This window comes from Clostridiales bacterium (assembly GCA_030016385.1).
GTDB lineage: Bacteria > Bacillota > Clostridia > Clostridiales > Oxobacteraceae > JASEJN01.
Genome location: JASEJN010000013.1, coordinates 35947 through 58653, shown reverse-complemented (window position 1 = coordinate 58653; position 22707 = coordinate 35947). Strand labels below are relative to the sequence as shown.

Sequence of the window (22707 nt, the reverse complement as noted above, 5' to 3'; positions counted from 1 at the left end):
CGTCAAACAATCGTCCTCGTGTCAGCAATGACAATCCGTACGCAGAGAGCTTATTCAAAACACTGAAATACCGACCGAATTATCAGCCAAAAGGATTCATAAACCTCGGAGAGGCCCGCTTATGGTGTAAAAACTTTGTAAACTGGTATCGCTATGAGCACCATCACAGTGGCATCAAATTTCTTACACCAGCACAGCAACATAATGGTGAAGGACAGGCGATCCTTGCCAGACGACATGCGGTGTATGAGGCTGCAAAAGCGGCTCACCCGGAACGCTGGAATAACCGCAGTACCCGTGACTGGACTTTGCCGGATAAAGTATATCTGAATCCAGACAGAGTGGTTGAAGAAATCGAGGCTGCTGGGGCAGATGAAAAAGTTGCCTCATAGCTACCAAAAAATTTAAAGAATTACTGACAACTATCTTGACAATCAGCGAAGATAAGGTGCACTATTTCCGCCTCATCCTCTTTTATCACCAATTTTTCATTTTCATCATGCCCCATACCCATAGCATTTACGCTTATACAAACCTGATGAGCCGTTGGTGGCATGGTGCCGATATCCGATTTTAATATTCTTGCTGCGTGATTCATTATCAGCTTGTGCGAGAGACGCTACGATTGAAGTGAGCATCTCATCATCCATATTCTGTATCCATAAGACTGTCAACAAGCAAAAGCCTTGCTCCACTGTCTTTTATTACTCTAATGCCGGTCAGAACTTCTACTGTGTCTCGTCCCATACGCTCTATTGATTTAGCTACAATGAGTTTAATTTTCCGCTTTTGCAGCCTCTTATCATCCTGCCAAACTGTTTGTGTGACGAAACTTTTTTACTGCTTGATACCTCTACATAGACATCGACAAGCTTCCATTCATCAAAATTTGAGACATAACTGGTGAGTGCAGAAACTTGATTTGAAAGGCTATCCAATTGTGCAGCATCCGCTGTGCTTACTTTGCAGTAAATAGCAACCGGAGTAACTTCCCGCTTAGGTCTTGCGGGAATAAACTGCACATTCTTTGCTAATTCCATATTGCAGCACCTCCAGTCTCGTGTGCTTTTAGTCTAATCATATTTAGTGTCTATTATAAATAGACTATATTCCGTAAACCAAAGCATATTGTGGTTTTCCTTTAGATTTTGTCTGCTATTTGCGTGACATCAATACCACGAACTCAACGTGCAACGAGCCCATGGGGTTAATGTCTTATATGTATTTTACCATATTTTAGGCAAAGGAAATAAGTCATTACTGTTTTTTACATTCTGTGTATACATGGGAATAAGTCCATGGTCAGAGGTCGAGTGAACGAGATTGATTTCATTTCCGGCATAAAATGCAACGAGTACAGGAAGTGAGTATCAGGTTTAAAGGCAACCTTGAATATTTTATTTCAACTCTGCGCCGAACGCCTGTTGCACTTCATTGCCGGAAATGAAATCACGGGCATGATTTTTAAGTATCAAAGCCATCATGCCTTTATAGGCTGCTGATTGCCGTGATTGAAGGCCAAGCAGACGCATTGGATTAAAGTAAAAATCTGTTACTGTTTTTGGCAGGTCGCCATTATCATTAATCCATTTCACGGCCTGGACAATGTCATTTGCATACCTTGTCTCATTCGCCGAACCATATAGCTCTCCAAACACACCGCACCAATACCATTGCTTGACCATGTTCTTTACAGTCGTCGTATGAATTCTATTGTTGTCCATCAGAACAGTGCATATTGCAGAAAGCGGAATTAGCTGTGTACTGTAAGGAAGGTCACGGCTTGCAAAGATTCTTTCCTCCTTCAGAAGCTTTTCTGCAATTGAAAAACCGCTGCACAGGCTATCGGCATATTTTTTGTACTCGGCAAGCGAGAGGCTGAGTACATCTTTTTTCTTGCAACTGACGGTCCTATTAGCTTTAAACGATGCAAGCAATGTAAGAGCAGTAAGAAAATCCGTGGCTGTCACATTTAACAGCAGGTCATCCGAGAACCATCTTGATTGTCTATCTTCCCAGTCTTTTCTCAGCGGGAAGTCATCCATTGCAAAAATAGCTGTAACAAGCTCAAAAACGGTCAATGAAACCCCGCCGGTATTTACATTTTCGAAAACCTGGCAGACCGCCTCTTTCGGCGTGTTTTTGTCCAGCAATATTACTGGCATCTGGTATTGCTGTGTCGGCATGATAACTTTTGAGAGCAATTCTGTGAACTGTTTTATTACCTCAGCGTCATATCCATAATGGGCAAAATACTTGTTCTGCCAATTCTGCTCTTCAGCAATGTTGAGAATAATGTTCAGCGGGAACATCTTAAAATTAAATTCCTGATCCTGCGTCGAAAGATCAATGACAATATTTCTTCCGAAATCCGAGGTGATCTGCTTATTTGCCGGCACTGAAACTACAACATCTTCATCGTCCGTTTGTGGATCAAGAGCCTTACTTATGTCCAGGTAGTAGTAACGATCTATCTCTTTTCCCTTATCCGTCTTTGTGTGAACAGGATTCTTGCTGTAAAGGGCATTGTAAAGGGAGGTTAGACGCTGCTGACCGTCAAGGATAAGCTCATCCGGTTCTGTGGCTGGATCTGCGGGAGAACCCTCGATCAGTTTATGCTTGAAGTGTATATTTTCATTTCCGTATTCGAGGAACATCGCAGTGACTACAGGAAAATTATGAATGACACTCAGTATTAGTGCCTTGATACGTCCATCATCCCAGACCCATCCTCTTTGAAAATCAGGAAGTTGTGCCGCTCCGCTGTCTACAGCTTTCATAAGGTCTGTAAGCTGTCTGTCGTTAGTCTTCATGTGACTTTAACCTCTCTGTTCTTCTTCAATGAAAATTTCAGGCGAATTCTGCCTGACGTATATGACCTCGTTTCGAACATCTGTATTGCCACATTCAGCGAGCGACGCTTTCAGTTTCAATTTTCCGGTACTTCCGTCTGTTATTACATACTCTCGATGTTCTTTGACATATCTCGCCGATTCTCGGGAAAATCCATTCCTCTGTAATAAAATCGTCAACGGATTTGTAGTTCCATATTCCACGTATTCATACCAGTTATTCTCATCAAGTGCTTCGTCACCTTTGAGTCTTCGGTACTCGTTTGAAAAACGCAGAAAATAATTCGATATACTGAAAAGTATGATGTTTTCTATGACTTCAAGCGTATCTGAAAAGACAATATTATGATGCTCAATAGAGCGATAATCATAACACGTCTTCGTGTACCTATTAAGCCAGAAATTATCCGGATGGTCCTTGTGATAATCCAAAGCTCTATCCATAATGTACTTCAGGCCGCCGCCTTCCATCCATTGGCAAAGTATTACAGCATACCAGCTCCTCAATGAAATTTTGCCAAGTGTTCCTGATTCGTAGATGTCCCATCTGAACACATCGCTTAACTCATCGAGAAAATGAAGCACATCTGCATAGTGGAATTTACCATTGACCAATTTAGGATATTGCAGTGGATTGTTTTTTCGGCTAATTGCGGCGATCAATCTCCCTGTCTGATCGACAGATGTATTGATGTCATCGTCTGGCTTGACCTCCGATTTCGTGAATATTTCTCTAATGTACTCCTCGTCTGCAGAAGTCAGAAAATCTTTGAATTCTCTACGTACGAGGCTGTCACGATTGTTAACGATGTCCCGTTGAAGAATCAATCCGAATTTACGCATCATCACATATGATTCCTCAGTTTGCAGAGGGTCACCATTCTCATTGATGCGCTTAGGTATTTCGGATTGACCACTTTTAAGAATGTTCGCGATGTATTGCTTTTCCACCTTTTTCAAAACATGTGGATTAGTTGCTATTGAAAGAGCCTGCTCTGGCACCTCCTGTTGCAGCATTCGTACATAATCATCTGCAGTTACTTTGTTCCCTTTTTCAGACACAAAGAACACGTTTCCATACAAGTTAAAGCTAATACGACCGACCCGGCCTATGAGATTTCTGAAGTCAACTGGATTCATCTCGCTTAATGCAATCTTGTTATCCATAATAAAGAGATTGTCCGCTGGAAGATTAACTCCTTCAAGCAGTGTGCTCGTACAGAACATAACCGTAACATGTCCTGATTGAAACATCTCTTCTATCCTGGCACGAATTGATGCGGGCAGATATCCTATATGGTAGGCTATTCCCTGCCTAACCATGTCGGCAAGATAATACTGCTCATGAACTCCCTCACGTATATCCTTTGCCAAGTCTTCAAGCATCGGATCGTTTTTCAGCCCCCTAGGCCCTACACTTTCTGAAAATCTGTGCGCTGCATTAATGGCTTTATCACGACTATTGTAATAAACAATACTCTGTTTCTTCTTTTCCTTTGGGCGCTTCTGGTTTTGTGATTCAAAAGCCAGCAAAAAATTGTTCAATTCTGCGCTTACTCTATCAATGCCTGCAAGCAGAATTGTTACATTTTTATGCTCAGTTTTATGTCCGTTATAGATCTCTATTTTCCCATGCTGTAGATCAACAATGAACTTAATCTGCACGACAGGCGAATATGTAATAGTGAGGGCATTCTCATCACCAGTTTCCGCCTCCGTCATCATTCTTAGATACACTCTTGGATTCGGTATGTTCGGTGAGGCAAAAATGAAATGTGGTTTCTTTGTCCTTTGCAGCAACATATCAACTACCTTATAGTAAAATGGGGCACGGTTATTTTTGCCTGACAGTTTATGTGCCTCGTCGATGAACAGGTAGTCCAGGTTAAGGCTGGGTTTGGAAATGAGCAGATAAAGAAGTCTTTCTGGAGTCATTACGAAAACAAAATTGTGAGTTTCTTCCAGTGCAATATCGCTAGCCGCCGTCACAACGCTGTAGTCGTATCGAGCAAGGTAGTTGATTTTTTCAGAATTCTTTTCTCCTCCAAGATCGTCGATTACCTTGGCACGCACTTCATTTATCAAAGCTTTCGTCGGTACGATCAATGCGTAGTTCTTTTTCTCTCCATGCATGATCTCATCTTTTATGAACATCCGCATGATAAAAGATTTTCCCATTGATGTTGGTGCGGAATAGCTGAAACAATCATCTCTCAGGTGATCATATGCAATCTTTTGCTCGCTGAAGAATTTCTCGCCAGGTTCAGCCGGGATGGTTAAATAGTCAATGCGGAATTCTGCAAATATTTCCTCGAGTGCGTTAGGCTCCTGGTATCCACTGTCAATCTACTCGATGCCCTTGTGATTTTCAACGCTTGAGAACACATTTCCAGCATAAATTTTAACAAGAGAATCACCTGGATAGAGGTCGTTCATGAGAATAGCAATTTCCTGTGCCCAGACCTTATGTGAGTCAGCTTTCTTCGGATCGTTGGATTTGGAGAGGATATCAGCGAAGCGCAGAATGTCGGCAAAGATGGCATCACCGAGCTTTATTCCGTTTCCGCTCATTCATACCGCCCCGCTCACATTAGCAGGTCTTCCATGACCTGTTTCTTGTCTGCTTCTGCATTATTAAAAGGAACTATATAGAAATAAAACGATCGAGTTTCCAATCTGAGGTTTTTTATTTTTTCAGCGATATAATTCGCATGCTGTCTTATATCAGCTTCCATTTTTCTATCCATATCCCGAAGAAATTCAACGGTGCTTCTTGTACTGGGATCAAGTCCAAGAGAATAACCGAGGAACACGCCATATGCTCTATCGCTCACTATCGGTGTTCCAGGTCCTGGCACAATAGCATTTTTGACCCTTAAAATCACATCTGGATCGAATGATTCTTCAAAGGCCTGATTTGCCACAAGACTTATTCCTTCGCCATTTTCATTTTCAATACGCTCTATAGTATCAAAAGCCTTGTCAATCGCGTTTTCTATCTCACCGTCAATGTCGGATGTTCCGAAAACTGTCTGGTATATTGTTGTTCCGGACTCATCTCCAAGTGAGAGAAGATGAATGCTGTCACTTTCCTTTCCGAATGGCGTAGAGTCAGCATTCAGTTCAACCTTGCTAAACAACTTTGGTGCTCCGAGAATGTCTTCAAGGAATGCATACAGAAGGATTTCACCGAGTTCATTACCTGTTCCTTTCTGATCAGCAACACCATTTTTCTTCATGACGCGGAGCGCTTTGACCCCTATGCTCCTTGGGTTGATACCGGATTTTGGGTCTGTCAGTTTCTCCATCTGCGCTCTGGAGAACACATACTCGCTTATAATGCCGGTCAGATAATCCTCAAGGCTGGTGAAAATGAACTTGTTATTGTTTACTTGCAGGTGAAAGAGGCGCAGTTGCCCCGAATTTCGGAGGCCAAGCGTCTCATGATGCTTGACCTCTTTAAAGATGGTGTCCAACCCTGCTTCCGGCAGGGTTCTCCCAATCATGCTTCCCATGTACAACTACGCCTCCAATCAATGTTCATCCCTTACAGGTCAAACAGTCTTTCCATCTCTTCTTCAAGTGTTCCGCTCTTTGCATATCCCAATGTGTCGCACAGCTTAATGTTGTACTTATCAATATGGATCTCATCACTGAATCCAAGAATGTACCTTAGGCAAATCCGGTAGATGATTTCCGTCGGTGCACAACCATATACCTGTTTTGCAAAGATATGATTCAATCTTTCCGCATTATCAGGATACAAAGCTTTCATACGCTTGCTCTGGTACAGGCGGGTGACAATCTCTGTAATGTACATGCCTGACTTCATGTAAAGATCAGCAAACGTATTATTCGGATCATCGAAGCATCCGGGATTCTCCTGCTCCAAGCGATCAAGCATGTCCTTGACCACGCGCTTTGGCGTGAAGATCTGGTTTGTTTTCTGCGGCGGAATATAGTCAAAAATGTCGCCTTTGCCGGTCTCATCAAAGTAATCAGCCAGTTCGGCGCGTTTCTTCATAAATTCCTGAACCGCATCATTGAAGACGACTTCATCAAACAGGTGGCCATCAAAATGCCTCTTGTGTTCCTCGTCTCGAATTTCGTTTCCATTCTCATTCTTTTGATAGTAGTCGCCACCATCACGCAGCAAGCGGAACTGCTCCAGCGTAACGCCTTCTCCGCTCTGCGGATTAACCGTTACTTCCCAAAAAACATCTGCTGGTACGAGTGAATCGAAATTTTCCAGTGTCGTATTTTCATCACCATAGGCCATAAGAAATGCGGGTATGGTACGGGAAAAACCACGTAGGTGATCCCTCACACTGCCTTCAATCGAATCTTTCTGATTATTGAGTTTTTCCGTCTCTACTGTTTCGACGATGGTTTCCGCTGCCCTCTTGACGGTCTCATCATCATGAAGTTTCTTCTGAATATTCTGCACCATATTCCGGTAGCCTTGAAGCCGTTTCTGCGTATACTTATCATCAAGTTTTGAGATTTCCGACATGGAAGCACCGGACTTCTGTGCCTCGTAGATCTTGTCGTCACGTTCTTTGACAATCTGGTGATCGCAGATGGTGTAATCACCGTATTCCCGGTTGACTACAGTATCCGTGGTTTCCTGAATTTTCCGCTCCAGTTGATTCTGTGTGGATTTTTTCAAGTCTTGGCCGTACTGCGCTCTTGCTGAATCCATAAGCGTATTGGCGATCGGCTTGGAAAATTTTTCACGAAGTTCCTTCAGTTTATCTTTCTTTGGATCCTTTGTCATCTCAACATGCTTGGTGATGTCTTCAACTGCATCCGCCAGTTTTTGATCCACATCCCCATAAACCTTGTCTCCGAAAAGCTCGCTTGCTGTGCCGATAACCTGTTCCTTCGGGATTTCCACGTTACCGTTTTCATTAAGATTTAGTTTATCAGCTGTCCCTTCGTCAACCCCGACAGGCGCCAGCGTCTTGGGTTCCTCAATTGCCTGCATACCGTTGATAAGGTCGATGATCTCTTTCGGTGCTCCGAAAATGCCGGAAATGTTGGTGAAAAGGAAGTTGGACATGAATCCGCGCTCTACGACTTCCTTGGCATGAATGTGCCGCGGAATTGTGAGAACGGACTCGGCATCCAGTTCTATCATAGATCCCTGGTCATCTTCACCATAGACAGGGAAGAAGTTCAAAAGCTCGCGAACATGCTGCTTGCGCTGATCAAAATCTCCCTTATCACCTGATGTCTCCGGAATCAGGTCATTGGCGAACTTCTCAAAGATCGTTAGTGTACGCGCCGGATCAAAATCAAAGACATAAGCGTTCTGTTTCCGGTAGGAATTGCCCTGTGCATCATGAAACAGGCACGGATTTTGAGCGCGGAAAGCGGCCTGCATATACAGTGCCGGGCTTGCCATGTTCGAAAGCATCAGCACGGCCGTCCACTTCGGAATCGTGACGCCGGTCGTGAGCTGGCCGACAGACAGAGTAATGGTCTTATCGTATTCTTTGATGGCCTTGGTGACGCGATCGAATGCCTTCTCATTTTCGTCATCGTCATCCAGCTTGCCATCGCCTGCTGCAAGGATAATGTGATAATCCTTGAACGCAGGGTGAAGCTCCAGCTTCTTTGCCAAAGCCTTAGCACCTGCTACGCGATTTAGCAGCCAGAACGTATGTTTCAGCTCGTTTCGCAGCTCCGGTGTAGAGAACGGAAACTTCTCCTGACGTGTTAGTGCATCGAGAAACTTGTCCACATCCGCGTCATGTATGAACTTTCCGGATTCGTTCGTCTTGAAGAACTCATTCAGATCGAAAGCATATTCTTCCACATCATTGTCTGCAAGCTCAATTCCATGTTTTACCTTGTCGCAAATGATATCCGACATCTGATATGTAAACAGACTAAGCCGCGGAAGGGTTTCATACGGGTTCTCGATTTCGCTGGAATCATCCCAATCACGCTTTTTCTTCTGCTCGTCCGCATACGTCCAGTTGAAAATCGCATCATCCGCAAATTTGTCATTTGCCAATGCCTTAAACGGCGTGCCGGAAAGATGCAATGTCCATTTACGCTTAATATGATTAAAAGCGGTATCCGTCTTGTATGTATCGACGCCTTCATGCGCCTCATCTACGATCATAATATCCCAGTTTAAGCCTTTTTGTGCGCTTACTTCTGATAACTTGTCATACTGCCCTCCAAAATAGATGGAACCTTTAAGATCCTGCAGACTCACAAATTCGATACAGCCTTTAACGCGGCTATCTCCATCCAGCAGCCTGTCAAGATACTCCTGACGGCTCATCACATATTTTTTGTCTTTGATGCCGTCCACATTGCTGACAAACAGATAGCCGGACTGCGGGCCGAAAAACGTCTCATAATCCGAATACCACGAGTTTGCAATCGCCGGGCGGTTCGTCACAATCAGAATATTCGTCGCATGAAGCCTTCTGCACAGATCATAAGCCGAAAGTGTTTTTCCAAAACGCGGCTTTGCATTCCATAGAAATTCGCCGTTGCTGTGAGATTTGAAATAGGCAAGCGCCATCTCAACCGCTTTGTTCTGCTCATCGCGGAGCTGATACGGAATGACTGCGTCCGCGTCGCCATCGGAAACAACGCCGTGATTCTGGGCAAAATCGATAAAATCGCCCTTTGCGGTTTTTGGCTCGATGCGGAACCACTCCGTTCCTTTCTCACGGTTGACGCCGAGTTTTTTCAGATAAGCGTGAAAGCCCTTATCGGTAAAGGTTCCGAATGGTTCCGTCATGTATGCGGCGCGCAGGTGCCACCAAGTTTTGTGATCAACTCCGACCGTATGCGTCTGCTCATTGATGCGAGTCTCAACATCCCGCTCTGTAAATCCGATCTTTGTCCAGCCGTCATGTACTGGCACTCCCGGCGTCGTGTACGCATAGCATTGGGGGACAACCTTATAGGCTGTTTTTATCTTTATGCCTGCCATCACGCCATCTCCTTTACATGCGATTCTATGAAGTTAATCTCCTTTTCATCAAGTCCGTACTTTCGATAGAGTTGAAGATCAATTTCGTGAACGGATTTTGACCAGTCGATATCGGAAGTAGAAGTAAAGTCTTGAAGAGGAACATATTCCCACGTTTCTTTCGAGTTGATTTGTGTTACCTTTAATGCACCTAACAAAGCCCTTGAAAATTTGCTATTTAGATACTTCAAAACAGATTCAGCTTCATACTGATTATCATAGTGACCAACAACGATGAAAGTATCTGTTGCAATTTCTTCCGGACTTCCAACAACAGGTTTGCTTATGAGTCTCGCAGCTTCTTTTCCCAACATACCCGAAGCTCCATTTGCCTTAGGCAGGAACACTTTCCACGTTCCGATATATTCATCGAGACGTCCGCGAGCATATTCTCTTCTAATCCAGAAATATGCTCTTTTGTTATTTAATCTTCCTAATACCCTGTAATATTTGTTTTCATCGGAAGGGCATACTTGTAAAAAAATATTTGGTAAAGCAGTGAACGCATTAGAGGATATATCGCTTGCATGACCTTTACTAAGCATTAATATAGCTTCTGGAAAGTCCTCATGCATTTTATCAGTGAATAAATACGGCGTTCTCCCGGAAATAATTGAGCTCAATGATTCAAAGCCCTTATAAGCTTTCGCTTTCAAAATGATATTTTTTAATTCATCATATGGCACAAATATATCTATTGGTTTAAATTCCCTTGTGTTGTCGATATATGTAACAGCGACCCCACCTGTAATAGCTGTATTTCCAAAGTATCTTGAGGCATTTTCTTCATACTCAAGAACTTTTACATGCTTGCTTGAAAGCATTTTTTTATTCCATTCTTTTGGGGTTGCTCCAGCATTAAATAAAAATCGTCCTGGTGTTACAAGTTCAACCTTATCGGAAACCTTTGAGACTTCATCAAAGAAAATATGATAAACAGGTTTATCACTTGTAGAATCTCCAGGAGCCGCCTCATTATACGGCGGATTTCCAATCACAAAATCAAAAAGTTTATGTCCCATGGCTTTCATCTCCTTTAGCTTATTAAAACGAATGGAGTTATCTCTTCTCCAGTCATATATTTTAGAGGGTATGGCTTCCAGTTCTTCATCGGTCATTTCAGAAGACATATCGAAAAGCGTCATCTGCCGGAATTCCTCGTACGGCTTTCCAAGCGGGACAGTGTCTTTCAATCCGTCCATCTGCCAGATGTTCCATACAATTTTATTTGCCACTGTCTGAAGCAGCTTCTCGTCAGGTTCCTTGCCCCACCGTTCCTGATAGTAGTCGATAAATGTCAGGAGCAAATTGATTCGGGCTATCAGAAGATTGTCGCCCTGATACTCGTACCCGTAGGACGCCTCGAACGCCCGGATTGCCCATTTGACCCACTCGTCGTAATCAGCTGCATTTTCATTCACGATCCGGAGCTTCCGGTCGAGCTGCCCAATCCGACGCTTTGGCGGCACGATAAGCTGTCCTGTTGACACATCATAGCGGGATACAAGATAAGGTGCCTCTCCACAGGTGATTTCAAGCCGCCGTGAATCCACATAATGTTTCCAAGTCTTTCTCTTTGGAAACGCAATCGATTCTTCGGCAACCGTCCATGTGTGGTCGTCGTTTTCTGCATTGAATACGTCTTTCCTGCCGAACCATTCCTCATCGCAATCATTGTTCATCAAGTTACACAGCCACGCTGGGGTGAAAACCTCGGCTTTTTTTCGTGTGCGTTCCTGCTGTGCCTCCTGAGATTTCTGTATGCGAGGCTTGATGATGTCCGCATGCTGCAAGAGAAAGCTTCGGCTTATCGGTTCCTTATCTGTGAAGCCATGTCCAAGTTCCTCATAGGTATCGGTTGCCCAGATGATGTTTTTCTTTGTTGATTTATCCTTAAGAAGCAAGTCCAGAAGAGGAACTACCGGACCGCTCTGAATGTCTATAAGTTTTTCCACAAACGGAACTTCCCTCCTTTAAGCCTGTTCATTATTTTCCGTGTTGTTCTCGTCTGATGCGCCGCCGGATCTGATCCATTCGTCGACTTCGGGCAAGGAGATGGCAGTCCATGCCGTACAAGGCAAAAAAGCCCTGCGCCTACCCGGGCTGTCCCAAGCTGACCGCCGGGCGCTACTGCGAGGAGCACGCAAAGCTGGAAGCCAGTCGCTACAACCGGTACGGCCGCGACCTGGAAAGCAACAAGCGCTACGGCAGGTCGTGGGCAAAGATCCAGGCAGCGTTTCTGTCCGCGCACCCGCTGCGCGAGTGCTGCCGGGAAGAAGGCAGGCTGACCCCCGCCGAACTGGTCCACCACAAGCGCAGGCTGACCGGCGGCGGCACGAACGACTGGAGCAATCTGCAGGCGCTGTGTCAGGAATGTCACAGCCATTTGCACGCAAAACAGGGCGATTACTTTTCAGAGAGTCACTCTGTCATTGCATAGATTACAAAATTCTGAGCCAGTCGCGTCTGCCGTAAAGAATTCTTTCGACGTCAAACACCTTGTTCTTCTCGTCGATGGAAAAGAACACGATGTAGTTTTTCATGGGTAACTTCCTGTATCCCATTTGGGATAGACGTTCGTCTGCAACAAGCAGACAGCGGCGCTGCGGCATATCGGACAGACTCGCCATCGCTTCTTCGAGAAGTTCCATCATACGGAGCGCCGATACGGGAGCGGACAGCTGTGACGCGATATATCGGACGATGTCCTTTAGGTCGTTTTCGGCCGGCTCGGATACGTCCACCCTATATTGAGCCATCGGCGATACCTTGTTTGATGTCTTTCATGACCTCCGCAAGCGGGCGTTTTTTACCGGCTTTCACCGCGGCCCGGCCTTCGTCAAGCAGGCGGTAGAGTTCCAGTTTCCCGCTGAGCGCCTCGTAGGTTTCGATGCTCATGACGGCCAAGTCTCCCCGTCCGTTCTTTGTGATAAAAACAGGTTCGCGGCTTTCATGGCAGAAGGTGGAGATATCATTATAATTGTTCCGCAGGTCTGTACTGGATTTTATATTTGGCATAGCATTTACCTCCTCGAATGAATCTAAAGATATTATACACGAATTTCTTTAGATAGTCAATGAGGACGCAACTTTGAAATAAACCAAACGCTGTGAATTCAGCGGGAGGGGCGGTCTGAATCTCTGCGGCCTTGTGAGCGAATAGCGCGCTCGGCCTCTCGCGTGAATTTTTGCAAAATCAAAAGCTTTTTCAAAAAGCGCGGCAAAGGAGGCGATGCCCGTGCCAAGAGGAAGAGCAAGGCCGAGCGCGGGCCGTCCAAAGAAACCGCTCGCGGACAAGATCATCGAAGGCAACCCCCGGAAAACGGGAACTGACCAAGCTGAAATTTCCCGCGGGTGAAAAATCAAACACAGGTTTTGAAAAAAATTCAAACGCGCAGAAATCAAAAACCAAAAGCAGCCGCCATATACCGTCCTTCCTTGATATGGTTGCCGAGGAACTGCTGGCGCTTGAATTCGGCGAGCTGAAGGATTTTGGCTTTAATTTGGAATTGACGGGGTTTGACCCGAAGGAAATTGAAAAGCTCTTTGCTGATGACGGCAATACGGTTCAGGACGATAACTTCGATTTGACGGCCGCTTTAGAAGAGGCGGCTTTTGTTTTGCCCGGCGATGTGTGGACGCTGGGGCGGCACCGTCTGATCTGCGGCGACGCCACCGACGCCGACACCGTCCGCAGGCTGATGGACGGGCGGAAGGCAAACCTTGTTCTGACCGACCCGCCGTACAACGTGGATTTCAAAAGCTCCGGCGGGCTGAAAATCAGGAACGACAGCCAGAAATCAGACCAGTTCTATGCTTTTCTGCTTTCGGCGTTCCGGAATCTGGCGGACAGTCTGGAAAGCGGCGGCTCCGCCTATATCTTCCACGCGGACACCGAGGGCGAAAACTTCCGCCGGGCGTTCCGGGAAGCCGGCTTTCATCTCTCCGGAACCTGCATTTGGGTAAAGGACAGCTTTGTCATGGGACGTTCGCCCTACCAGTGGCAGCACGAGCCAATTCTCTACGGCTGGCTCAAAACCGGTACGCACAAGTGGTACGCCGGCCGCTCGGAAGCCACGGTCTGGAACTTCTCCAAGCCGGTAAAGAACAGCGACCACCCGACGTCAAAGCCCCTCGACCTGCTGGCCTATCCCATCCGCAACTCCAGCCAGGCAAACGGCATCGTGCTGGACACCTTCGGCGGTTCCGGTTCGACGCTCATTGCCTGCGAGCAGACCGACCGCATTTGCCGCATGATGGAGTTGGATGAAAAATACGCAAGTGTGATTTTGCGCCGCTATGCCGAATTCAAACAGAACGGCGGCGCGGACATCTCCTGCGAGAGGGACGGCAGAACTTATGCCTACGCCGATCTCGTGAAAAGCGTTTCTAGAGAAGCTTAATTATACAAATCCGTGTATGCATCTTTGTCTACATTACGGCGCAGAAATGACTTGCTATTCTCACGCTTCAGAGTGATATATGTAGTCACCGGAGGACAAAAAGCCTTCGGAATCAAAGCAAAACGGAGGATTCCATAATGAAACTCAACTACAACCTTGTCGGAGAGAAACGCAAGTCGCTGGCCGGCGCCGCCGGCGAAATTCTGAATCAGCCGGCCCATTACCTCGGCGCGCCCTCGTTTGAATATGAGGTCGGCGCCTACCGCGTCGGCAAAACCGGGCTGGTCGCCGATCCGGACAGCCGGGAGCTCGAGGCCGCCTTGAAGGAACGCGGCTTTACCGCCGAGGTTCGCGCTTACGACGAAGCGGAATCGGAAAACGAGAGCGCCGCACCGGACATTCTGACCATTGAGATGCCGACGGACGGCTTTTCTCCCGAAAAGCTCGACAACCTTTTCAAAATGGTGGACGCCAAGGCCGTGCTCCTGAAGGCGGCGCTGGGCACGGACGAACTGCCCATTCGGCAGACGGACGGGGACGGCGGCAGGCTGTGCTTCCCCTGGTTCCCGTTTACGGACGACGCCGACACCGTCGCCGCCTACACCGCCCTGATTGCCAAGCTCTGCGAAGCGGCCAAGGAGAAAAAGCGCGTCACCGCCCGGGAGCGCGAGGTGGACAATCCCAAATACGCTATGCGGTGCTGGCTTCTTTCGCTGGGCTTCATCGGGGATGAATACAAGCGGGCGCGGAAAATCCTGCTGGCGAACCTCAAGGGCGACGGCTCCTACAAATCCAGAGTACGGTAAGGCGGTGAGCAGAATGAATTTTCCAAACAGAGAAACGGTGGAGCGGCTCCGCCGGCAGTACCCGGAGGGCACCCGTGTGGAACTGGTGCGGATGGATGATGTGCAGGCCCCGCCCGCCGGCACAAAGGGCACGGTTGTGGGAGTAGATGACACCGGCTCCCTTATCATGCGATGGGACAATGGCAGCAGTCTGAATGTGGTTTATGGTGAGGACATTGTCCGCAGGCTGCCGGGTTTATGCGATACAGTCAAGAAGCAGATTCTGGTCGTGCGTGACACTGGGCGGGCGAATATGTTTGACACAAACGCCGTCAAAAGCATCGCGCTGGAAATGGGCTTTTATGAGCTGGCAGACTTTCTTGAAACCGAGCGCCAAGCCTATTCCCGGTTCATCCTCACGGGCGAGGAATAAAGCACACAGTTGCCCGCCCTTTTTCCCCGGATTCTTTGTGTACGATATATCGGCGAAATGACTTGCTGTTCCGGGCGTTCAGAGTGATATATGTACATGCCGAAAGGCGCACAACACTTTTTCAGGGAGGAACCCACGATGGATTACAGGCAGATGATTAAGGAACAGCTTGGCGAGGGCTGGCGCTTTATCAAGGCATACAACGCCTTTGAAAGCGGCGAGCTGCGCATTATCGCGGCGGACGAAACCGGCCGGGAGCGCCGCTGCATTCTGGTCGACAGGAAGCTGACCGAGAAACCGTAAGGAGGAAACCGCCATGTGGAGCGAAGGCATTCTCACCGACCCGGAAACGGACGTTTCATACCAATACTGGGTCAAGCACTACGAGGAAGGTTCCGGATTCGGCATTGACGGCGGCCGCGTTTCCAAGCTGACCATCCGCAGACTGAACGACAGCCGCGATGTCGTGAACTACGACAGGGGCTGGGATGTGCATTGTCCCGACGAATACGAGATCAAGTCGGTGTACGCCACCATCCTCGAAAAGTACAATTAACCACGAAAAATCCGAGACGCCCCCTTTGCGGGGCTATGTCTCGTACAGATAATTATTACAGGACTGCCGATGGCGGTCCTTTATTTTTCCTGGAAAGGAGGCAATGCGCCGTGCGAAAGCTGAAGAAATACAAGCCTACCAGGTTCATGACGAAAACCTCACGCTACGATGAAAAAGCCGCGGATTACGCCGCCATGTTCATTGAATCCCTCTGCCACACCAAAGGCACTTGGGCGGGCAAGCCCTTCGAGCTGATCGACTGGCAGGAGCAGATTGTAAGGGACATCTTCGGCATTTTGAAAAAGAACGGTTATCGGCAGTTCAACACGGCATATATCGAGATACCAAAGAAACAGGGCAAGTCGGAACTGGCGGCCGCGATCGCACTGCTCCTCACCTGCGGCGACGGCGAGGAGCGCGCCGAGGTGTACGGCTGTGCCTCCGACCGGAACCAGGCGAAGATCGTATTCGATGTTGCCATGGACATGGTGCGTTTTTGTCCGGCGCTTGCCAAGCGCGTGAAGATACTGGAATCGCAGAAGAAACTTGTGTATAAGCCGACCAACAGCTTCTACCAGGTGCTTTCGGCGGACGTGGCGAACACCCACGGCGTGATATTCGATGAGCTGCACACCCAGCCCAACAGAAAGCTGTTTGACGTCATGCTGCAGGGCTCCGGTGACGCAAGGATGCAGCCGCTGTACTTTCTGATTACAACGGCGGGCAATGATACAAATTCCATCTGCTATGAGGTGCATCAGAAAGCCCTGGACATCCAGGCGGGACGGAAGGTCGACCCCACCTTCTATTCCGTCATTTACGGCACGGCGGAGGATGAGGACTGGACGGATCCGGAGGTCTGGAAGAAAGCCAATCCCTCCCTGGGCATCACGGTCGGTATCGACAAGGTGAAAGCTGCCTGTGATTCCGCAAAGCAGAATCCCGGCGAGGAGAATGCGTTCCGTCAACTGCGTCTTAATCAGTGGGTGAAACAGTCGGTGCGCTGGATGCCGATGGATAAGTGGGACACCTGCGCATTCCCAGTCGACGAGGAAAGCCTTGAAGGCCGCGTCTGCTACGGCGGCCTTGACCTCTCCAGCACAACGGACATTACGGCTTTTGTTCTGGTGTTCCCGCCGCAGGATGAAGCTGAAAAATACAGCGTCCTTCCGTACTTCTGGATTCCGGAAGAAACGGTCGCTCTGCGTGTCCGCCGTGACCATGTTCCCTATGACTTGTGGGAGCGGCAGGGACTGATCATGACCACGGAGGGCAATGTGGTGCATTACGGCTACATTGAGAAATTTATTGAGCGGCTCGGAGAGCGCTTCAATATCCGGGAGATTGCGTTCGACCGCTGGGGAGCCGTGCAGATGGTACAGAACCTTGAGGGCATGGGCTTTACGGTTATTCCGTTCGGGCAGGGATTTAAGGATATGTCCCCGCCCACCAAGGAGTTGATGAAGCTGGTGCTGGAAGAGAAAATCGCCCACGGCGGGCATCCGGTGCTGCGGTGGATGATGGACAACATCTACATCCGCACCGACCCCGCCGGCAACATCAAGGCGGACAAGGAGAAATCCACAGAGAAAATTGACGGTGCGATTGCCACCATTATGGGGCTTGACCGTGCCATTCGCTGCGGGAACGACACGGGTGAAAGCGTATACGACACCAGAGGACTTCTGGTGTTTTAGGAAGGAGCGTGATAAGAAATGAGTATATTTTCGGGACTGTTCAAAGCGAGGGACAAACCTGAGAACAGGACGCCGGGCAGCAGCTATGCCTTTTATCTCGGCGGTTCTTCCTCCGGCAAGCTGGTGACCGAGCGCTCCGCGATGCAGATGACGGCGGTGTATGCCTGTGTGCGTATCCTGTCGGAGGCGATTGCTGAGCTGCCCCTCCACCTCTATCGCTACAAGAAAGGCGGCGGCAAGGAAAAAGCCATCGGCCATCCGTTATACCTTCTGCTCCATGACGAGCCGAATCCGGAGATGAGTTCATTCGTGTTTCGTGAAACGCTGATGACTCATCTTTTGTTATGGGGAAACGCCTACGCCCAGATCATCCGCAACGGCAAAGGCCAGGTCATTGCCCTGTATCCGCTGATGCCGAACAAAATGACGGTCAACCGGGACACGAACGGACAGCTGTATTACCAGTACCAGCGGTCCTCCGATGAGGTGCACACCATGAAAGGCAGTATGGTGATTCTTCAGCCTTCCGATGTGCTGCATATTCCGGGGCTTGGCTTTGACGGGCTGGTGGGCTACTCGCCCATCGCAATGGCTAAGAACGCCATCGGACTTGCGATTGCCACAGAGGAATACGGCAGCAAGTTCTTCGCCAACGGTGCGGCGCCGAGCGGTGTCCTGGAGCATCCCGGCACCATCAAGGATCCCAGCAAGGTGCGTGAAAGCTGGCAGCAGACCTTCGGCGGCTCGTCGAACAGCAATAAGATCGCCGTGCTGGAGGAAGGCATGAAATATACGCCGATCTCCATTTCACCGGAGCAGGCACAGTTTTTGGAAACACGCAAGTTCCAGATCAATGAAATCGCGCGGATCTTCCGTGTGCCGCCGCACATGGTCGGAGATCTGGAAAAGTCCAGCTTCTCCAATATTGAACAGCAGAGCCTGGAGTTTGTGAAGTATACGCTGGACCCATGGGTGATCCGCTGGGAACAGTCCATTCAGCGGCGGCTCCTGACTCCTGACGAAAAAAAGTCCTATTTTGTGAAATTCAATGTGGAAGGCCTGCTCCGCGGGGATTATGCCAGCCGCATGAACGGCTACGCGACGGCAAGGCAGAATGGCTGGATGTCGGCAAACGATATCCGGGAACTGGAGAACCTCGACCGCATCCCCGCGGAACAAGGCGGCGACCTGTATCTCATTAACGGTGCCATGACCAAGCTTGCCGACGCCGGCGCTTTCGCAGGTACAGACAACAACAGAGAGGAGGAACAATCCCGATGAATACCAATCTACAGAACCAGAATCAGCGCCAGATGCGGGTACAGAGTCTGAAGCCCGCATCAGAAAGCGGGCGCGAAATGCCAGCGGCGGCTCGCCGCTTTTGGAAGTGGAAGAATCAGACAGGCGAAGAGCCGTCCGCAGAGCGGGTCCTTGAACTGTACGGCACGATTGCCGAGGAAAGCTGGTTTGACGATGACATCACACCGGCTGCGTTCCGCGAGGAACTTTTCGCGGGAAGCGGCCCCGTCACCATCTGGATCAATTCGCCCGGCGGAGACTGCATCGCCGCCAGCCAGATTTATACCATGCTGATGGATTACAAAGACAATGTCACCGTAAAGGTGGACGGCATCGCGGCGTCCGCGGCATCGGTCGTGGCGATGGCGGGAACCAAAGTGCTGATGGCGCCCACTGCGCTCATGATGATCCACAACCCGGCGACGATAGCGTTCGGTGACCACTCAGACATGGCAAAGGCAATTGATATGCTCTCCGAAGTCAAGGAAAGCATCATCAACGCCTATGAAATCAAGACGGGGCTTTCCCACGCACAGCTATCGCACATGATGGACGACACCACCTGGATGAACGCCAAAAAAGCCATCGAACTCGGATTTGCGGATGATATCCTGGCGGATGAAAAACGCGGATCCACAGCGGACACCGAGGGATATGCGTTCTCCGCTTCAGCGGTGGAACGCGCTCTCATGAATAAGCTTTTCGGCAAAGCCTTCCGCAAGCCGGAAAAACAACCGAAAGGGCGCCCGGTCGATGAACTGAAAGCGTCCCTTTACAAAAAACTGCTGTAAAGCAAGGAGGATTTTTATCATGACGATTACCGAAATGAGAAACAAAAGAGCCAAGCTGTGGAATACGATGGAGGGCTTCCTCGATACCCACAGGAACGAAATGGGCGTGCTTTCCGCGGAGGATGACGCCGCCTATGCCAAAATGGAGCGTGACCTTGACAGCCTCACCAATGAAATTAAGCGCATGGAGCGCCGGGACGCCATTGAAGCGGAACTGAACAAGCCTGTCAATCAGCCGATTACCGAAGCGCCCGAACGTGCCGCGTCCCTCAAGCCGGAGAAAGCCGGCAGAGCCTCCGACGCTTACAAGGAGGACTTTGACCGCCACCTGCGCGGCAAGGTGCCGCTGCATAATGTCCTGTCCGAAGGTGTGGATGCGGACGGCGGCTATCTGGTGCCGGAGGAATTTGAAACCCAGATTGTGACCGCCCTTGAAGCAGAGAATGTGATCCGCTCCCTCGCCAAGGTCATCACCACACAGCACGAACGCAAAATTCCCATTGCCACAGGCCACTCCACCGCGCAGTGGACGGCGGAGAACGCCGCATACACCGAGAGCAATCCGACCTTCGGGCAGAAGCAGATCGACGCCTTCAAGCTGACCGACCTCTGCCGCGTCAGCGTGGAGCTTCTGCAGGATTCCGCATTCGATATTGAAGATTACCTCATGAATGAATTTGCCAGAGCCTTCGGCATCGCCGAGGAGGAAGCCTTCTGCGTGGGAACCGGAACAAACCAGCCTACGGGTATTTTCACCGCGAACGGCGGCACGGTCGGTGTGACCGCGGCGGCACAAAACGCCATCACGGCGGACGAACTGATCAGCCTTGTATATGCGCTGAAATCCCCGTACCGCAGGAACGCAAGGTTCCTTATGAATGATGCGACCATTTCCGCCATCCGCAAGCTGAAGGACTCCAACGGTGTATATCTGTGGCAGCCCTCCCTGCAGGCGGGTGAACCTGATAAACTGCTCGGATACGACCTGTACACTTCTCCTTATGTGCCGGCGATGGCAGCGGATGCCTATACCGTGGCGTTCGGTGATTTCAAGAATTACTGGATCGGCGACCGCGCGGGCAGAACCGTGCAGAGACTGAATGAGTTGTATGCCACCAACGGTCAGATCGGTTATGTGGCTACGGAACGTGTGGACGGCAAGGTCATTCTGACAGAAGGCATCCAGCTTCTGCAGATGAAGGCAGGCTCTTAATCAAGGAAGGGGGCGGCGGTCATGGCACTGGACACTCTGCTTGAAAAAGTCAAAGCCAATCTGATTCTTTCGCATACGGAAGACGACGAGCTTCTGCAGCTGTACATCACCGCCGCCGTCCGTTATGCCGAAAGCTATCAGCACGTTTCGGCGGGCTATTATGGGGAAAACGAGATGACATCGACCACCGAACAGGCGGTCATCATGCTGGCAAGCCATTTTTATGAGAGCCGCGACGGTTCCACGGGAGGCTTTTTCGCGGACACCGTCAGCGCGGGCAGGCAGGTCTGGGAAACGGTCAATTTGCTGCTGCGGCTTGACCGGGATTGGAAGGTGTAAAGCGCCTTGCTCGCAAGGCGGGCGAGTTTTATGCTTTTCGGCGTAAACGCTTGCCGAAATTTTGCTTCGCAAAACCGCATAAAACATCGCAGATAAGGAGGGCTTGTATTGTCTTTTGGAAAAATGAACCGCTTCATCGACATCATCTCCAACGCGCCGGTCAAGGACGCGGACGGATTTGTCACGCAGGGCGACACGGTTCTTGCCTCGGTGCGCGCCTACAAGGAGGACCGCAACGGCTCGGAGCGCTGGGCGAATATGGCGGTCTTTTCCGAAGCGTCCGTGCTGTTTCGATTCCGCAAAATCCCCGGCGTCGAGGTCAGTTCGTCTCATTTCATCGTATGCGAGGAAAAGCGCTACCGCATCACCAGCGCGGAGAATGTGCGCGGGCGCGGAATGTATGTCGAATGCCTGTGCGAACTGGTGGAAGGGAGCGAATAAGGGGGACCCCGCAAAGTCGCAGACTTTGTGGGGAGAGGACGAGCAACGGATTGGAGCGGATATCCGACGACAGGCGGATGTAGCGGAAAGGAGTTTGTGAGGACGAAGTGGCAAAAGCAGAAATCAGAATGCCGGAGGACTTTCTTTTGAAAGTTTCCCGGCTGAATGAAAAGACGGACGAAATTCTGCCACGTGTGCTGGAGGCCGGCGGGCAGGTGGTGCTGGAGCGGGTAAAATCCAACCTCTCCGCCGTCGTCGGGAAAGGCACGAAAGTCCCCAGCCGCTCCACCGGCGAACTGGAAAGCGCGCTGGGGCTTTCGCCCGCTAAGCCTAAGCGGGACGGCTCCGGCTGGGACATCAAGGTCGGCTTTGCCGAGCCGCGCTCCGACGCCCGAAGCCCGGGTGGCGGGGATTCCAATGCGAAAATCGCCAATATTCTGGAGTACGGAAAATCCGGACAGCCACCCAAGCCCTTTCTCAAGCCGGCGAAAACCCAGAGCCGCAAGGCCTGCATTGAAACCATGGAGGCAAAGCTGGATGAGGAGGTGCGGCGGATATGAGCGTGCTTTCGGAACTCAATACGATTCTTACGCCCATTCTCCCGGTGGAGACGGGCGTTTTTTCAGGCGTCCCGCCCGACGAATATCTGGTGCTGACGCCGCTGACGGACGATTTCGCCCTCTTTGGCGACAACGCGCCGCTGATGGATGTGTCCGAAGTGCGGATTTCGCTCTTTTCCAAGGGCAACTACCTGCAGCGCAAGCGGCTGATTACGCAGGCGCTTTTGAACGCCGGCTTCACCGTCACCGGACGCACCTATGTCGGGCACGAGGACGATACCGGCTACCACCACTACGCCATTGATGCGGCGCAGTCTTATGAAACGGAGGAATAATTT

24 protein-coding genes are annotated in these 22707 nt (G+C 49.6%); 15 read left to right on the top strand and 9 right to left on the bottom strand.

The features are described from left to right. A partial coding sequence (locus QME45_05055; GenBank protein ID MDI6618031.1) for an integrase core domain-containing protein occupies nucleotides 1-392 on the top strand: 392 nt, incomplete at its 5' end. Between the two features lie 372 nt (nucleotides 393-764). Here the strand turns inward: QME45_05055 and QME45_05050 are convergent. From QME45_05050 to QME45_05020, 7 genes are all read right to left on the bottom strand, one after another. Further along, entirely contained in the window at nucleotides 765-1040 is a 276-nt protein-coding gene (locus QME45_05050; protein ID MDI6618030.1) for a recombinase family protein, read from the bottom strand. Between the two features lie 357 nt (nucleotides 1041-1397). Further along, nucleotides 1398-2813 carry a DUF262 domain-containing protein gene (locus tag QME45_05045; protein MDI6618029.1) on the bottom strand — a complete coding sequence of 472 codons (1416 nt, stop codon included), beginning with the start codon at nucleotides 2811-2813 and terminating at the stop codon, nucleotides 1398-1400. A gap of 6 nt (nucleotides 2814-2819) precedes the next feature. After that, nucleotides 2820-5069: a DEAD/DEAH box helicase gene (locus QME45_05040; protein ID MDI6618028.1), complete on the bottom strand. Its 2250-nt coding sequence runs from the start codon at nucleotides 5067-5069 to the stop codon at nucleotides 2820-2822. A 129-nt stretch (nucleotides 5070-5198) separates the two neighbouring features. Further along, nucleotides 5199-5423, bottom strand: a complete 225-nt coding sequence (locus QME45_05035) for a hypothetical protein (protein MDI6618027.1) — start codon at nucleotides 5421-5423, stop codon at nucleotides 5199-5201. Nucleotides 5424-5437: 14 nt separating this feature from the next. After that, nucleotides 5438-6367, bottom strand: a complete 930-nt coding sequence (locus tag QME45_05030) for a DUF1837 domain-containing protein (GenBank protein ID MDI6618026.1) — start codon at nucleotides 6365-6367, stop codon at nucleotides 5438-5440. A 32-nt stretch (nucleotides 6368-6399) separates the two neighbouring features. Continuing rightward, the gene (locus QME45_05025; protein MDI6618025.1) at nucleotides 6400-9813 is read right to left on the bottom strand and encodes a DEAD/DEAH box helicase family protein; all 3414 of its coding nucleotides are present in this window, start codon (nucleotides 9811-9813) and stop codon (nucleotides 6400-6402) included. Then, nucleotides 9813-11807 carry an Eco57I restriction-modification methylase domain-containing protein gene (locus tag QME45_05020; GenBank protein ID MDI6618024.1) on the bottom strand — a complete coding sequence of 665 codons (1995 nt, stop codon included), beginning with the start codon at nucleotides 11805-11807 and terminating at the stop codon, nucleotides 9813-9815. The genes QME45_05025 and QME45_05020 overlap by 1 nt, the downstream gene beginning before the upstream one ends. A 110-nt stretch (nucleotides 11808-11917) precedes the next feature. On the opposite strand from QME45_05020, the gene QME45_05015 reads away from it, so the two are divergent. Continuing rightward, entirely contained in the window at nucleotides 11918-12292 is a 375-nt protein-coding gene (locus QME45_05015) for an HNH endonuclease signature motif containing protein (protein MDI6618023.1), read from the top strand. A 1-nt stretch (nucleotide 12293) separates the two neighbouring features. Here QME45_05015 and QME45_05010 read toward each other — a convergent pair whose 3' ends face one another. Next, nucleotides 12294-12611 (bottom strand): type II toxin-antitoxin system RelE/ParE family toxin, encoded by a 318-nt coding sequence (locus tag QME45_05010; protein MDI6618022.1) that lies wholly within the window; start codon nucleotides 12609-12611, stop codon nucleotides 12294-12296. Further along, a complete protein-coding gene (locus QME45_05005; GenBank protein MDI6618021.1) occupies nucleotides 12598-12870 on the bottom strand; it encodes a type II toxin-antitoxin system Phd/YefM family antitoxin in 273 nt (90 codons plus the stop codon). The genes QME45_05010 and QME45_05005 overlap by 14 nt, the downstream gene beginning before the upstream one ends. 170 nt (nucleotides 12871-13040) lie before the next feature. Between QME45_05005 and QME45_05000 the strand changes: the two genes are divergently transcribed. The 13 genes from QME45_05000 (at nucleotide 13041) to QME45_04940 (ending at nucleotide 22704) form a co-directional block, all read left to right on the top strand. Continuing rightward, nucleotides 13041-14255, top strand: a complete 1215-nt coding sequence (locus QME45_05000; protein ID MDI6618020.1) for a site-specific DNA-methyltransferase — start codon at nucleotides 13041-13043, stop codon at nucleotides 14253-14255. A 137-nt stretch (nucleotides 14256-14392) separates the two neighbouring features. Beyond that, nucleotides 14393-15061 (top strand): virulence protein, encoded by a 669-nt coding sequence (locus tag QME45_04995; protein MDI6618019.1) that lies wholly within the window; start codon nucleotides 14393-14395, stop codon nucleotides 15059-15061. A 13-nt stretch (nucleotides 15062-15074) separates the two neighbouring features. Then, complete coding sequence (locus QME45_04990; GenBank protein MDI6618018.1) at nucleotides 15075-15473, top strand: DUF4314 domain-containing protein; 399 nt, start codon at nucleotides 15075-15077, stop codon at nucleotides 15471-15473. Nucleotides 15474-15611: 138 nt separating this feature from the next. Further along, nucleotides 15612-15776 (top strand): hypothetical protein, encoded by a 165-nt coding sequence (locus QME45_04985; GenBank protein MDI6618017.1) that lies wholly within the window; start codon nucleotides 15612-15614, stop codon nucleotides 15774-15776. Between the two features lie 13 nt (nucleotides 15777-15789). Beyond that, nucleotides 15790-16029 (top strand): hypothetical protein, encoded by a 240-nt coding sequence (locus QME45_04980; protein MDI6618016.1) that lies wholly within the window; start codon nucleotides 15790-15792, stop codon nucleotides 16027-16029. Nucleotides 16030-16139: 110 nt separating this feature from the next. Beyond that, the gene (locus tag QME45_04975) at nucleotides 16140-17726 is read left to right on the top strand and encodes a terminase large subunit (GenBank protein ID MDI6618015.1); all 1587 of its coding nucleotides are present in this window, start codon (nucleotides 16140-16142) and stop codon (nucleotides 17724-17726) included. Nucleotides 17727-17744: 18 nt separating this feature from the next. After that, nucleotides 17745-19007: a phage portal protein gene (locus QME45_04970; protein ID MDI6618014.1), complete on the top strand. Its 1263-nt coding sequence runs from the start codon at nucleotides 17745-17747 to the stop codon at nucleotides 19005-19007. Between the two features lie 77 nt (nucleotides 19008-19084). Continuing rightward, complete coding sequence (locus QME45_04965; protein ID MDI6618013.1) at nucleotides 19085-19816, top strand: Clp protease ClpP; 732 nt, start codon at nucleotides 19085-19087, stop codon at nucleotides 19814-19816. Between the two features lie 19 nt (nucleotides 19817-19835). Next, complete coding sequence (locus QME45_04960; GenBank protein MDI6618012.1) at nucleotides 19836-21029, top strand: phage major capsid protein; 1194 nt, start codon at nucleotides 19836-19838, stop codon at nucleotides 21027-21029. Between the two features lie 21 nt (nucleotides 21030-21050). Further along, nucleotides 21051-21368, top strand: coding sequence for a head-tail connector protein (locus QME45_04955; protein ID MDI6618011.1), 318 nt, complete (start codon nucleotides 21051-21053; stop codon nucleotides 21366-21368). 108 nt (nucleotides 21369-21476) lie between these two features. Next, nucleotides 21477-21809 (top strand): head-tail adaptor protein, encoded by a 333-nt coding sequence (locus QME45_04950; protein MDI6618010.1) that lies wholly within the window; start codon nucleotides 21477-21479, stop codon nucleotides 21807-21809. Nucleotides 21810-21916: 107 nt separating this feature from the next. Next, nucleotides 21917-22369 carry an HK97 gp10 family phage protein gene (locus QME45_04945; GenBank protein MDI6618009.1) on the top strand — a complete coding sequence of 151 codons (453 nt, stop codon included), beginning with the start codon at nucleotides 21917-21919 and terminating at the stop codon, nucleotides 22367-22369. After that, a complete protein-coding gene (locus QME45_04940; protein MDI6618008.1) occupies nucleotides 22366-22704 on the top strand; it encodes a hypothetical protein in 339 nt (112 codons plus the stop codon). The genes QME45_04945 and QME45_04940 overlap by 4 nt, the downstream gene beginning before the upstream one ends. The last annotated feature ends 3 nt before the right edge of the window (nucleotides 22705-22707 follow it).